This is a genomic window from Chryseobacterium binzhouense (assembly GCF_007474545.1).
GTDB lineage: Bacteria > Bacteroidota > Bacteroidia > Flavobacteriales > Weeksellaceae > Chryseobacterium > Chryseobacterium binzhouense.
Map to the genome: position 1 here is coordinate 99,883 of NZ_VKOG01000006.1, position 15,988 is coordinate 115,870.

At 36.5% G+C, this 15,988-nt stretch carries 6 protein-coding genes; all 6 read left to right on the plus strand.

The genetic code is table 11. The features are described from left to right. The first annotated feature begins 106 nt into the window (after positions 1–106). Complete coding sequence (tsf, locus tag FNE73_RS14090; protein WP_143885210.1) at positions 107–931, plus strand: translation elongation factor Ts; 825 nt, start codon at positions 107–109, stop codon at positions 929–931. A 196-nt stretch (positions 932–1,127) separates the two neighbouring features. Beyond that, positions 1,128–5,285 (plus strand): T9SS type B sorting domain-containing protein, encoded by a 4,158-nt coding sequence (locus tag FNE73_RS14095; protein ID WP_143885211.1) that lies wholly within the window; start codon positions 1,128–1,130, stop codon positions 5,283–5,285. Positions 5,286–5,364: 79 nt separating this feature from the next. After that, positions 5,365–8,445: a T9SS type B sorting domain-containing protein gene (locus FNE73_RS14100; RefSeq protein WP_143885212.1), complete on the plus strand. Its 3,081-nt coding sequence runs from the start codon at positions 5,365–5,367 to the stop codon at positions 8,443–8,445. A 138-nt stretch (positions 8,446–8,583) separates the two neighbouring features. After that, entirely contained in the window at positions 8,584–11,421 is a 2,838-nt protein-coding gene (locus tag FNE73_RS14105) for a T9SS type B sorting domain-containing protein (protein WP_143885213.1), read from the plus strand. 115 nt (positions 11,422–11,536) lie between these two features. Beyond that, positions 11,537–14,956, plus strand: a complete 3,420-nt coding sequence (locus FNE73_RS14110) for a T9SS type B sorting domain-containing protein (protein ID WP_143885214.1) — start codon at positions 11,537–11,539, stop codon at positions 14,954–14,956. 109 nt (positions 14,957–15,065) lie between these two features. Further along, the gene (locus FNE73_RS14115) at positions 15,066–15,854 is read left to right on the plus strand and encodes a hypothetical protein (RefSeq protein WP_143885215.1); all 789 of its coding nucleotides are present in this window, start codon (positions 15,066–15,068) and stop codon (positions 15,852–15,854) included. Positions 15,855–15,988: the final 134 nt, after the last annotated feature.

The following is a 15,988-nucleotide window of genomic DNA, read 5'->3' on the forward strand; positions in this document are numbered from 1 at the left end:
GCTAAAAGTCATTTTTTAGTTTATCATTAAAATCATTATCTTTGCACGACTTAAAAATAAACTATTAAAGTTAATCATAATTTTAAATAAATAAACAATAAATATTATGTCTTATACACCAGCTGCTGCAGACGTAGCAAAATTAAGAAACCAAACAGGTGCAGGTATGATGGACTGCAAGAAAGCTCTAGTTGAAGCAGAAGGAGATTTTGAAAAAGCAGTTGACATCCTTAGAAAAAAAGGTCAGAAAGTTGCTGCTAACAGAGCTGACAGAGAATCTGCAGAAGGAGCAGTAATCGCAAGAGTAAACGAAGATAATACTTTAGGTACGATCATCTCTTTAAACTGTGAGACTGACTTTGTTGCTAAAAACGAAGCTTTCGTTGAATTGGCTTACGAATTGGCTGAAATGGCAATTTTTGCTGCAACTAAAGAAGAATTATTGGCAACAGATTTCCACGGAATGACTGTAGCTGAAAAATTAATTGAGCAGACAGGTGTTATCGGTGAGAAAATTGAAATCGGTGCATTTGAAAGAATTACAGGACCTTTCCTTGGAGCTTACATCCACGCTGGTAACAAAATTGCTGCCATCACTTCTCTTTCTGCAAAAGTAGACGGAGCTGATGAGGCTGCAAAATCTGTTTCTATGCAGGTTGCTGCGATGAACCCAATCGCTCTTGATGAAACTCAGGTTTCTCAGGAAACAATTGACAAAGAATTGGAAATTGAAAGAGAACTATTAACTAAAGAAGGTAAGCCAGAAAATATTATTGATAATATTTTGAAAGGTAAAATGCAGAGATTCTACAAAGACAACACTTTGGTACACCAATCTTTCATTAAAGATAACGCTATTTCTGTTGCAGACTACGTAAAATCTGTAAGCTCAGATCTTAAAGTAACAGGATTTATAAGAGTTAGCTTATAATCTTTTTAAATTTTTAAAATACTGTCCCGGTGATTTTTTTCATCGGGATTTTTATTTATGCTATATTTCACATAATATGAATAACATAGCAATATTCATTCATTATTTATAATTTCAAAAATATTAACATAATGTTAAAAAAATAACGTAAAAATTTGATTATTAATACTTAAATTTGTCGCCCTGAAATTTTTGTATGAAAAGAGTTTTATTATTAATATGCACATTTTTATGTTTATTGTTTAATGCCCAGCTTGATACCGAGCACTGGTTTGCGCCAATGGCATCAAAGGCAGGAAATAGCGGATTAGAAGGTTATCTTTACCTTTCAACCGACGAAACAGTTCCCTTTACAGTCCAGATATTCAACAACAATACTTTATATACAAGTACTCAGATCAGCAAAGGAAATCCTGCGCAGATTATTATTCCAAACAATTTTCTGATTACCTCAAATCAGTTTGATCTTTTTACGCCCAATTCTATGGGACTGAATGTAAAAGGAACTAAAAGATTTTTTGCAAATTATAGATTTTCACTGCAAAATCACGCTGAAATCATCACTTCAAAAGGTTTGGCAGGACTCGGAACAACTTTTTTTGCAGGAACAGTTCCCATTACAGGAAGCGCAACTTATGTAAACTCTACAATCGGAGTTACCGCAACCGAAGATAATACAACTGTTGTAATATCAGGATATAATCCTAATGTAGTGTTTTCTGACGGCACATCTTCTCCAACCAAAACTTTCACATTAAACAAAGGACAATCTTATATTGTAGATGCAAGAAGTACAGACAGCCCTTTTAATCCTACCGGACTTGTAGGAGCAAAAATAGTATCTACAAAACCTATTTCGGTGACCAATGGTAATTTTAATGGAATTTATACCAATCTTAATTTCAGCAATAATGATGTTCTGATGGATCAGGCTGTTCCTGTCAACAGATTGGGAAAAGATTTTATCATGGTGAAAGGAAACGGTAATGTAGCTAATGAAATGGAAACGGCACTTATCATTGCCACAGAAGATAATACTCAAATTGCTTTCAACGGAGCCGGAACTGCAGTCACATTGAATGCGGGACAATATTACATGGTTCCGACTGGTAATTACATTAATCAGGGAAGCGGAAATTATAACATGAATATTACTTCAAACAAAAATATTTATGTTTATCAATTGCTTGCCGGAATTATGGGCGGCGGATCTAATAACGAATTTGCAACAGGAGGAATGAATTTTATTCCGCCATTAAGCTGTTTCATGCCCAACAAAGTAGATGAAATCGGATTCATCAATATGATTGGAGGACAAGCTTTTAACACAAAACTGAATATTATTACCCAAACCGGAGCTATAGTTACTTTAAACGGAAATCCTATTGCTGCCAACAACGGACCTTATCCCGTAACAGGGAACCCTAACTGGGTGACCTATTCTGTACCGAATGTTTCCGGAATTATTTCTGTAAATTCTACCAAATCTGTAACTGCAGGAATTGCAGCAGGAAGCGGTGCTGTCGGCTACGGTGGTTACTTTGCGGGGTTCTCGTCCGTTCCTGCAATTTCTAAAACAGGTGACTGTTATGCCGGCATACTTTTACAGGTAGATAATTCTTATGACTCTTACCAATGGTTTTTAAATGGAAATCCTATTCCGGGAGCGACTTCTTTCTCAATAAACCCAGAACTTTACGGAGCAGGAAATTACACGTGTCAGATTACAAAAAACAATTGCGAAAGCAAGCTGACTGCAATTTATAATTACACATTATGTCCGCCAATTACTACAACAACATATACAATCGGTTCTTGTAATACAAAAGTAATTACTCCTTCGTTTAGCAATTCAACTCAGAATATTGTTCCGTCGCTTACAGGAATTATTTTGCAGCCAACTTCCGGTACAGCAACTGTAAATCCGGCAAACGGTCAGATTACCTATACTCCAAACTCAACTTTAACTAGTAATACAACAGATACTTTCATTTATTATATTCAGGGAAATGGTAATCCTTTTGATTTTGAATATTTTAAAATTATTATTAACACAGACGTTCTTCAGACCAATAATGCAAGTATGGTTTCTTGTGCCAATTCTGCAGGTAACGGAACATTTGATTTAACCACGGCTAATCTTACTACAAATTCAGGCGCATCGGTTGTATATTATACCAATTCTAACCTGACAGGTCAGATCAACACTCCAAACAATTACACAGGTCCTGCAGGAACAATATATGCTAATATAACTTCTGCTTACGGATGTTCTAAACCCGCACAGATTACATTGACAGTAAATCCGTTACCAAATATCAATACTTCCAATCTTAACGCAAATCTTTGTGATGATAATCTTGATGGAATTATTAATGTAAATTTCTCAACGATTACACCTCAAATCGTAACCAACTCAGGAAGTTTTAACGTAAGATATTATCTGAATCAAACAGACGCAAATGCCGGAAATAACAATACTCTTCCCAACAACTGGACGTATACTGCAGCTACAACAGTCTATGTAAGAGTCGACGGAATTAATACCAATTGTTCTCCTGCTTTTGGACAGATCAACTTTTCTGTAGGATCAAAAATATCTTTATCCACATTAGATTATTCCACGTTAGTTTGCGATACCAACTGGGACGGAACAGAAACCGTTAACTTAAATACTTATAAAAATAATTTCACTACAGATCCTGCTGTTACATTGAACTTTTACAGCACTTTTGCTAATGCGCAAAATGCGGCCAACGCTATCAATTCAAATCAGATCATTGCTCCTTCTCAGGTGTTTTTTATTCGATTTCAGGCTTCAGGAAGCTGCCCTAATATAGCAAAGATTACCTTATCACTGGATCAGCTTTCAACATCCAATGCTAACTTATCTGCTTGTGCCAATGCCAACGGAACAGCAAATTTTAATCTGACTACAGCTACTGTTACAGCAACTCCGGGAGCAACAGTTTTGTTCTTTTCAGATGCTTTGCTCACTGCTCCTATTGCAACGCCTACAAATTACAATTCTTCCGGGGGAATAGTTTATGCACAGGTGAGTTCAGGTTTCGGATGTACAAAAACAGCACAGATCAATTTAGTCATCAATCCGTTACCTAATATCAATACAGCTAATTACAACGCTGTACTTTGCGATGATAATTTTGACGGAATAATCAATGTAAATTTCTCAACAGTTTCACCTCAAATTGTTACCAATTCAGGAAGTTTTACTGTAAGATATTACCTGAACCAAACAGATGCAAATGCAGGAAACAACAATACACTTCCTAATAACTGGACATATACTGCCAATACAACAGTTTATGTAAGAGTTGACGGAATCGGCACCAATTGTACTCCTGCTTTTGGGCAGATCAACTTTCAGATTGGAAACCGAATAACCTTATTGGCAACCAATGCCACTACAGATGTATGTGATAATGATCTGAATGGAACTCAAGCCGTTAATCTTAATGATTATAAAAATCTATTCAGTACAGATCCTTCCGTTGTATTAACATTTTACAATACTTTAGCCAATGCGCAGGCAGGTACAAATACCATTACTCCCAATCAAAACATCAGTTCTGTTTCAACATTCTACATCAGATTCACCAGCAATAATGGATGTCCAAATACAGCAGTTTTAACAGTTAATTTAAAATCTCCAAAGAAATCTGAGGTTCTAAAAAATCAGGTAGTTTGCGCAGATCAAAAAGCTTTACTGGATGCAGGAGCAGGCTTTACTTCTTATTCATGGAGCACAGGAGCAACAACGCAATCCATCAGTGCAGGAGAAGGTGTTTATTTTGTAGATCTAGGATTTAATGGTTGCGTTTACAGACAAACAGTTACAGTAACCAATGCCCCACTACCTGTAGTAACCAGCGTAACGGTTACAGGAAATACAGCAACGATTAACGTAACAGGAGGAACTCCTCCTTATCAATATTCATTAAATGGAATTGATTATCAAAGCTCTAATGTTTTCACAGGATTGGTAAGAGGTCCTTATAAAGTGTATGTCATCGGGCGAGATGGATGTCAGCCGGTTACAAAAGATTTTTTACTATTAAATTTAATTAATACCATCACTCCTAATAATGACGGTAAGAATGATGTTTTAGATTACTCTGATCTTAAAATCAAAGATCAGGTAAGCATAGAAGTAGTTGACAGATATGGCGCTGCCGTTTATCAATCTTCAGGGAAAAATTATATATGGGACGGAAAATCGGGAGGACGCAACTTATCTACCGGAACTTATTGGTACATAATAAAATGGATTGAACCCGATACAAAATTGCCAGTTTCTTATTCAGGATGGCTTTTAATTAAGAATAGAGAATAATTTTTTCAATTTATTTATGATTTATTAAGAATATATTAAATATTATACTAATTTTGTAGAAATCCTAATTCTTTAACTTATGAAAAGATTTCTACTCAGTTTAGTATTAATATTTTTGTCATTCAGTTCTCTCTTTGCCCAAAGAGATACCGAACACTGGATTGCACCCTACTATTACTCTACTTCTTACACACAGGCTCTGTATTTATCTACTGATTCTATTACGCCTTTTGATGTAACAATTTACAGTAACAATGCTGTTTTGCCTGGTGGAGTTGTAACAATCAGTAAAGGTAACCCTGTTGTTTTTCAGGTGCCTAATACTTATATCGCAACCAACTCTGCATCAGAGGCATTCAATGTAATATCAAAAGGTTTGTATCTGAACGGATCTAAACCATTTTTCTGTACTATGAGAATGGTAAGTTCTACCACACACGCAGAGATTGTGACCAGTAAAGGAAAGGCTGGAATTGGAAAATTATTTTATGTTGCTAACACCCCATCTACTGCAACATTCAACACATTCACATCCGGGATTCTTGCTACAGAAAACAATACTGTGGTAACAGTTACGTGGAACGGAAGTATTACATTCATTGGAGCTCCTACAGGTCTTGGGAATACGCATACTGTAACTTTGAATAAGGGTGAGTCTTTTATATTTGCCGGAAACACCACTGCAACTGCTCCGTTTATGGGAGCAAAGATTGTTTCTGACAAACCTATAACACTTACAAATGGAAACGTAAATGGTAATTTCGGAGCCAGTACTGCTGCAGGATCTGATGCCATATTAGACCAATCTGTTCCTGTAGAAAGATTAGGAAGTACTTTTGCAATGGTAAGAACAAGATCCAATACATCTGATTTGGAAGGAGCCATTGTAATTGCTACTGAAAATAACACTCAGGTTTTTCTAAACGGATCAGGAGTAGCTATAGCTACTTTAAACGAAGGACAATGGTACAGAATTTCAGGAGACAATTATTTACAGCAAGGAACCTCTGACCATTATAATATGTTGGTATCAACATCTAAAAATGTATATTTATATCAACTTGTTTCTGTAAATAACAGCAGTGCAACCTGCGGTTTTAATTATATCCCGCCGTTAAATTGTTTTCTTCCAAGAAAAATTGATGAGATTCCGCTTATTAATGAAATGCCTCTGAATAATTCAAGCTCTACACCATCTGGAACATTAATTAAATTAAATATTCTTACTGAAGCTGGAGCTACAGTTTTAGTAAATAATGCTGCTCCAACTGCAGCGCAAGGACCTCACCCTCTTACGGGTAATACAGCTTGGGTAACCTACGGTATTGAAGGAGTGGCAGGAAATCTTGTTATTGAATCTACAAAAGCTGTTACTGCAGGTATTAACGGCGGCTACTCCACTTCAGGATATGGAGGTTATTTTGCAGGATTCTCTTCTATTCCTATCATTGCTAAACAAATAGGAGATTGTATTCCGGGAATTATATTAGAGGTAGATGACAGTTATGAAACTTATCAATGGTTTCTAAATAATGCTCCAATTGCAGGTGCTACATCTCATACATATACTCCAACGGTAGCTGGTAATTATACGGTAAAAGTAACCATGGGAACATGCCCTCCGGTAACTACACCTGTTTACAAGGTTTTCAGCTGTTTACAACAGACCACAAAAACGTTGTTCATTTGCGGAGCTAAAACTATTACTCCAACTTTCACCAATTCATCACAGGCATTACAGACAAACTCAGTACAAATTCTCACTCAGCCAACAAAAGGTACAGCAACTTTAAACCCAAATACTGGTGTTATTACTTACATTCCAAATCCTGGTAATCCTCCTGGTACAACGGATGTTATTGTATATAGATTCTGTGGAAATGCAACTGAATTTGTAGACTGTGAGCAAGTAACTTTAAACTTAAGCTTGGTCCCTTTTGTAGTGAACGACCGCACTATTTATGCTTGTCAATATGCAGGAAAAGGATATTTTAACCTTACAAGTGCTACGGTAACTGATGGCGTAGTACAGACTACAAAGAAATTTTACCCCACTCTTGCAGATCTTAATGCAGGAACCAATCAGATAACTAACCCTACAAATTATTTCTCGGGAGCGGGATCTGTATATGTAAATGTAACTACTGTTGAAGGCTGCGTTGGTAATGCAAAAATTACACTAGCTTTCTATCCGACACCAGTTGTTAATGAAGCTACTCTTACAGAATGCTTTATTCAAAATAATGAAACAAAAGGTAAGTTTAATTTAACCGCTGCAAATGTAACGGCAGAAAGTCCCGTAACTAAAAAATTCTACCCCACTTTCACAGATGCAAGCAATGGAACTAATGAAATTACAACTTTTTTAGACAACTATATTTCAGCAAATGGAGCTGTATATGTGAGAGTTTTCAACTCTAATGACTGTTATGCTATTGCAAAAATTAACCTTCAGGTTACTCCACCAAACAGATCTACCGTTTTAAAAAATCAATCCATCTGTATTGATGACAGAACTACTTTAGATGCAGGACCTGGTTATCAGTCTTATCTATGGAGCAACGGAGCAACCACTCAGTCTATTCAGGGAGTTGGAGTTGGGGAGTACTGGGTTACACTTCAAAGCAACGGGTGTTACGTGACGCAGTATGTAAGCGTTAAAAAAGCAGAAGATCCGGTAATCACATCTATTGAAATTTCAAACAATACTGCTACCGTAATGGTGAATGGCGGAACTGCACCTTACAAATATTCTGTAGACGGAACCACCAATTGGCAGGACTCCAATGTATTTACTAATTTATCAAGAGGACAGCACACTTTCTTTGTAAAAGACTCGTTCGAATGTACACCAATTTCGGTGGAAATTACAATTCCAAACTTAGTAAATGCCATTACACCAAATGGTGACAGAGTAAATGATTATGTTGATTATAAAGAATTAGCTTATAAAGAAAATCTTACGTTTACAGTATATGACAGATATGGTAACCTTATTTTCAAAGGCGACAGGTTTAATAATTACAGATGGGACGGAACTCATCAAGACAAAAAAATCCTTACAGGTACATATTGGTATCATATTAATTGGAATGAACCAAATGCTGCTAAGACCCCAATAAAATACACGGGTTGGATTTTAGTGAAAAACAGAGAATAGACAGACAATAATTAAAATTAAAAAAACCACAATATAACAATTGTGGTTTTTTTTTGATTGAGACCAAATATTTACACACTTATTTTGTAATATATCTAAATTTTTCTTTTATTTTTGCAATAATCCTAATTCTACATTATGAAAAAATTTCTACTTATTTTTCTACTTTTTATTTTAGGGGGCAATTTAACATTCGCTCAGCGAGATACAGATCACTGGATTGCACCCTTCTATGAATCTACATCCTATTCAGGAAGAATGCTGTATCTTTCAACAGATTCAGTACAACCATTCGATGTTACCATATACAGTAACAATATCGTTCGGGGAACAGTGACCATCAGTAAAGGATCACCTCAGACCTTTACCGTTTCTCAGGCATTTATCAGCGCATCTAGTACAAGTGAAGCATTTACAGTAATCAACAAAGGGTTATATTTAAAAGGCGAAAAGCCATTTTACTGTACTCTGAGAATTGCGAGCAGTACTACCCACGCTGAAATTGTTACAAGTAAAGGGAAAGCTGGTATTGGAAAAGAGTTTTTTGTGGCTACAACTCCTTCACCTTTCAACAGCTCAAGCAACAATTTCACAGCGGGCGTTTTAGCGACAGAAGATAATACCAATGTTACAGTTACATGGAGCCCTACTGCAAATATTACATTTATTGGCGCAACTCCGGCAACTAATACGCATACCTTTACTTTAAATAAAGGTCAGTCATTTATTTTTGCAGGTTTAGGAAATCCTGCCTCCAACATGTCTCTTTTTACTGGGGCAAAAATTGTTTCAGATAAACCAATTACCTTAACTAATGGAAACATTAACGGTAATTTCGGAACAGGATCATCCAGTGGTTCTGATTCTATTCTGGATCAGTCTGTACCTTTAGACAGACTTGGAAATACTTTCGCAATGGTAAGAACCAGATCTGCTACGGCTAATGATATTGAAGGAGGATTGATTATTGCTACAGAGAACGGAACTCAAGTTTATTTAAACGGATCTGCAACTCCTGCCGCTACTTTAGATCAGGGTGAATCATACAGAATATCCGGAAGTAATTATATTAATCAGGGTTCTGGTCACAGCAATATGTTTATCAGCACAACCAAAAATGTATACCTATACCAATTTGTATCTGTAAATAACAGCAACGCTACCTGTGGTTTCAATTATATTCCGCCATTAAACTGTTTTTTACCCCGAAAAATTGATGAAATTGGAAAAATTAATGAAATGCCTGCCGGAACAGGAGGTATAAGTACAACTCCATCAGGAACAATTATTAAATTGAATATTCTTACTGAAGCAGGTGCAACAGTAACGGTAAATAATGTTGCTCCTACAGCAGCACAAGGTCCTTTTCCTGTAACCGGAAATACCAACTGGGTAACCTACAGTCTGGAAGGAGTTACAGGAAATGTAACTGTTGTATCTGATAAAGCAGTTACTGCAGGAATCAACGGAGGATTCAGTACCGCAGGGTATGGCGGATATTTTGCAGGCTTCTCATCAATTCCTTTAATTGCAAAACAAACCGGAGACTGTATACCGGGATTGGTTCTTGAAGTGGATGACAGCTACGACACTTATCAATGGTTTAGAAATGACATCCCTATTCCGGGAGCCAATAGCAACTCATATACACCTACACAATCGGGCAACTATACCGTAAGAATTACTGTAGGATCATGTTTGCCTGCTACAACACCCGTATATAAAGTATTCACTTGTTTAGAAGAAACAACACAGACAAAAACAGTTTGTGAAGGTTATCTGAATATCGTACCAGAATTTACAACATCATCGCAGACATTTGTTCCAAGTACAGTACAAATTGTAACGCCTCCTGCTAATGGAACAGCATTAGTAAATTCTACCACAGGAGTTATATCTTACACCCCAAATTTTGGTTTTGCAGGTAATGATACTATTGTATACAAATTCTGCGGAAACGACCCTGAATTTGTGGATTGCGAGCAAATCACCCTTACTCTGACAGTAAGTGAAAGTCCTGTTGTAAACGAAGCTACTTTAAGAGTATGTTTCCTTGAAGATAATGTTGCTACGGGATTATTTAATCTAACTCAGGCAAATGTTACCATCCAGCCAGGAGTTACCAAAAAATATTACCCTTCTTTAACTGACGCCAACAACCAAACCAACGAAATTACCACTCCTGATAGTTACGTTGCTCCAAATGGAGTAGTGTATGTAAGAGTAAGCAATGCTAACGGATGTTACCGTGTTGCGAAAGTAACTTTAATTGTATTTCCGCCAACACAATCTACTGTTTTAGAAGATAAAGTAATTTGTATGGAAACCAGAACTACTTTGGATGCAGGACCTGGCTTCAATGGCTACGAATGGAGCACAGGAGCAACAACACAGACCATCACAAATGTTGGAGTAGGAACATATTGGGTAAAACTAAAAACCGGAGACTGTGTAACCAAGCAAACGGTAAAAGTATATGCTTCTGAGCAGCCTGTTATTTCCAGCATTGATATATCAACTAATAATATCACTGTGAATGTTACCGGAGGTGTTGCTCCTTATGAATATTCTATCGACAATACAAACTGGCAAGCGTCTAATGTATTTACAGATTTACCGAGAGGAGATGTGAAAGTATACGTAAGAGATACATTCAAATGTGTTCCAATTGAAGTTAATATTACGATTCCAAATATTGTTAATGTTATTACACCAAACTCAGACGGATTAAACGATGTCTTAGACTACTCTTCACTGGCAAACAAACCAAATCTTGTGTTTGATATTTTTGACAGATACGGAAACAGAATCCATCAAGGTAATAAAGAAAACGGATACAAATGGGATGGGACTACAAATGGCAGAAAGAGAGTTTCTACAGGAAATTACTGGTACAGCATCAGCTGGAACGAAAATAACAAAAACCAGACTCCAATTAAATTCCAGGGCTGGATTTTAGTAAAAAACAGAGAATAATCAGCTTAAAATTTTTATTCACATAAAAACCGCAATATTTTTTGCGGTTTTTTTTATTATTTTTAAAAACAATACTATATTTTATTGTTAAATTTGTGATAAACTCAAATCCAAAATGAAGAAAATTCTATCTTTTTTCCTTATTTTTTATATATTCTCTACAACCCTTGCCCAGCTGGATAGAGAACATTGGTTTGCGCCTATGATAGATAGAACAGGAAATCCAAATCCATATCAGAAATTATATCTGTCTACCAACCGGACCACTCCCTTTCCGGTAAGTATCTACAATAATAATGTATTAATTGGAACGGTAACAATCAGTAAAACGAATCCGCAAAGATTTGATGTTCTGAGAGATTACATTATAACAACCCAGCAATCAGACTTATTTACGCCAGGTACCAAGGGACTTTATCTTCAGGCAGATTTTCCTTTTTATGCTAATCTGAGGTTTTCAGTTTTTAATCATGCTGAAATTATCACGTCGAAAGGTACAGCATCAAAGGGCAATACATTTTACGCAGCATCTGCTCCAATTACTGTCAGCAATGGAATTCTCAATTTTATGACCAGTATACTTGCAACAGAAGATAATACTAGTGTTACTATTTCAGGTTATAAACCAACCGTACAGTTTTCCAACGGAACAACCGGTCTTACCAATCCTACTTTAACTTTCACATTAAATAAAGGGCAATCCTATATTTTGGACGGAATTGGTAATATCACAGGAAACTTTGACGGATTTATCGGTGCCAAGATAGTTGCTACAAAACCGGTCAATGTCACCAACGGAAATTTCAATGGTCAATATGCAGGAAATCAGCCTTTGAGTTCAGATATTTTAATGGATCAATCAATACCGGTGACACAGCTTGGAAATACTTTTGCCCTGGTAAAAGGTAACGGTAACATCGGAAGTAACATGGAAGGTGCTCTGGTTATTGCAACCGAAGACAATACAACCATCTTTGTAAACAATGAGACCTTGCCTATTGCTACAATCAATACAGGACAATATTTCGTTATTCCAGATTCTAAATACATCCTTCAGGGTAACGGACACTATAATATGTATATTGTAAGCAATAAAAATGCTTATGTTTATCAAATGCTTGCAGGAGCCTCTACTACAGGAAATGAAGTGGCAACCGGCGGATTTAATTTTATTCCCGGACTCAACTGCTATCTTCCAAAACAAATTGATGAGCTGGGATTCATTAATGAAAATTTTGTTCATACTAATGTGAATCCTTCGGGAATACTTAACATACCGACAAAACTAAATTTAATCACAGAACGAGGTGCCGTAGTAAATGTAAACGGAGTTCCCCCACCTGCAGGAACAGGACCTTTCAATATGACAGGAACAAACAATTGGGTAACTTATGGAATCCCAAACACTACAGGAACAATCACCATTACTTCCACCAAAGCCATTACGGCAGGAATCAATGCAGGAAGTGATGCAGTAGGATATGGCGGATTTTTTGCCGGATTCCCTACTCAACCAGTTATTCTAAAATCAGGTGGTGACTGCGTTCCGGGAATTGTCCTTACTGTAGATCCTGTTATTTACGAAACTTATCAGTGGTACCGAAATGGCATTATAATTCCTGGCGCCACCTCTCCTACCTTCACTCCAACACAATCGGGTTTCTATACATGCTCAGTAACGATGGGAAGCTGTGCTCCGCTCGTTACAGTACAATATAAGGTGCTAAACTGTTTAAAACAAACGACTGAGACTTTAAATATATGTGATGTAAAAACTATACCGCCTACTTTTAGTACTTCTACACAGACTCCGGTGCCTTCAACCGTTGCTATTACTACGCCGCCTTCGTTAGGAACTGCTACAATAAATACAACAACAGGAATTATTACCTATAATGCAACAAACCCTTCTGCCGGAGGAACAGATACCTTTACTTACACATTCTGCGGTAACGATCCCGATTTTCCGGATTGTGAATCTATAACAGTTATCATCAATATACAGCCGGTAACAGTTACCAATACAACACTAACATCATGCAATGTCAATAGTGTAGGAATATTTGACCTGACTACGGCAAACGTAACTGTGAATACTCCCGTTGTGAAAACTTACTATACGAGTTTGCTGGCGGCACAAACAGAAAATGCTGCCGGAGAAATTACCAATCCGACCATTCATTCCGCTCCAGCAGGAACCTTCGTTTATGTTGTTGTTAAAAATCCTACGGGATGCAAAAACATCGCTCAGATTACTTTAAATTTATTTCCGTTAGCTGTTGTAAACGCAGCAAACATAGGAATTCAATGTGATGACAACTTAGACGGAGTGGTAAATGTTGTATTATCAAATATTACTCAGCAAATCCTTAACAATCCGACCTATTTTACAACTGTAAGATATTATGCTCAGCTTTCAGATGCCAATCTTGGTAATAATAACACACTTCCAAATAACTGGAGTTTCAGTGCCAATACAACAATATATATTCGCGTAGACTCTCCCGATGGATGTGCACCTGTCATTCAACCTGTAAATTTTACGGTTGGAGCTAAGCTCAGCTTGCTGACAAACTTGCTGGTAACAACCTATTGTGATGATGATCTGGATGGCAGCAAACAAGTTAATCTTTCTCAGTTCATCAGTCAATTTACGACAGATCCGCAGGTTTCTGTAAGCTATCACGCTACTTTAGCAGATGCACAAAATGATGTCTCGCCTATTAATGGAACTGTTACTCTCACCGGAACACATACTTATTTCATCAGATTTGAAAAAGCAGGAATTTGTCCCGATGTGGCAACATTAAGAATCACTCTTAAAACGCCTAAAAAATCTGATATACTCACAGACCAGATCATTTGTGCAAAAACACAGACAACATTAGATGCCGGTCCCGGATTTACGGCTTACATGTGGAGTACAGGAGCAACAACTCAGTCCATATCAAATGTATCAGCAGGTAATTATTGGGTAGAGCTCAGTTTCGACGGCTGTGTTTATAAACAGTTTGTTACAGTTGCAGAATCTATATTGCCCGTGATTACTTCTATTGAAATTAACGGATCTACCGTAACAATAGGCGTGAGCGGAGGAAATCCTGCCTATGAATATTCTCTGGATGGCTTCAACTGGCAATCTTCAAATGTTTTCACAAATGTAACCAGAGGAACATATACCGTTTATGTAAGAGATTCCCTGAAATGTGAAGTTGTAAAAGAAGAATTTGTGATCATTGACCTGATTAATACTATTACACCAAATGATGACGGCAGAAATGATGTAATCAATTATTCTTCGTTAATGAATAAGAAAAATCTGGAGTTCAGAATTTTTGACCGTTACGGAGCGGAAGTTTTCCGAGGTACACCCACTAATAAGTTTACCTGGGACGGAACAATGAAAGGAAGACCTGTTCCTACAGCAACCTATTGGTATTTTATAAGCTGGACAGAACTTGGAGGCGTAACGACCGTAAAATATTCAAGCTGGCTTTTGGTAAAGCATAGAAACAATAGTCTTTGGGACAGATAATTTTATAACATTCCTTAACAGTTATTTTTAAAGTTTAATAAAATTTTAACCCTTCGGTTGAATAATATCAGCAAAGACTACTGTAATCTTATGTACTTTTGCATAAGATATGAATAAACTCATTACAATTTTATTACTTGTATTGGTAAGCAACTTTCAAGGGCAGATTTTTACTGGAGAGGTCTTTTTAAGAGACAATTCGGTACTGTACCTTAATCAGGTTTATGTTACCAATATTAATAAGCACAAAACTGTGCTTACAAGCTATAACGGAGATTTTAAGCTGTATGCTGAGCCGGGTGACGTAATCAGATTTACTTCTATTGTTACCGAGAGGAAAGATATCACACTTACTCCACAAATGCTGAATTCAAAAAACCTGATAGAATTAAAGGTGGCATATCATGACATTCAGGAAGTGGTCATCAGCAGATTCAGACCTACAGGAAATTTAAGATATGATGTAAATTCCATCAGAAAAGAAGATAAAGCTCTTGCCATTAAAAAAGCAATCGGTTTACCTGAACCCAAAGGTGACGGTACTCCTCCTGAACTTCCGGTTGCGGGATTTCGTGATGGTGGTCTTACCTTAAGTATTGAAAGTATTTTTGATGTCCTGTCCGGAGAGAGAAAGAAAAAACAGCGCCTTGCAGCTTATGAGAGAATGCAAAATTCTGTCACCCAGATTAAAAATTATTTAGGAAAAGACTATTTTACAAGATTTAAGATTCCCGAAAATTTAATTGATAATTTTCTGCAATTTGTCTATACCTCAGAAAATATTGAAGTATATGTACAGACCGGAAATTTTGAAGCTGTAAAGCTTCCAATAGAAAAATATCTGCCTATCTATCAGCGCCGGCTTAAAAACTCACATTTACAGGAAGTTATCAATTAACTTATCTTGTATAATTATGTATTAAAAAACACAACGAAGGAAAAATTATTAATTTAAAGTGATTTATTTCTATATTTTATTTAATTTTAATGAAAACTAATAATTCATTATTTTTTAAATTAAATATTTGAAAT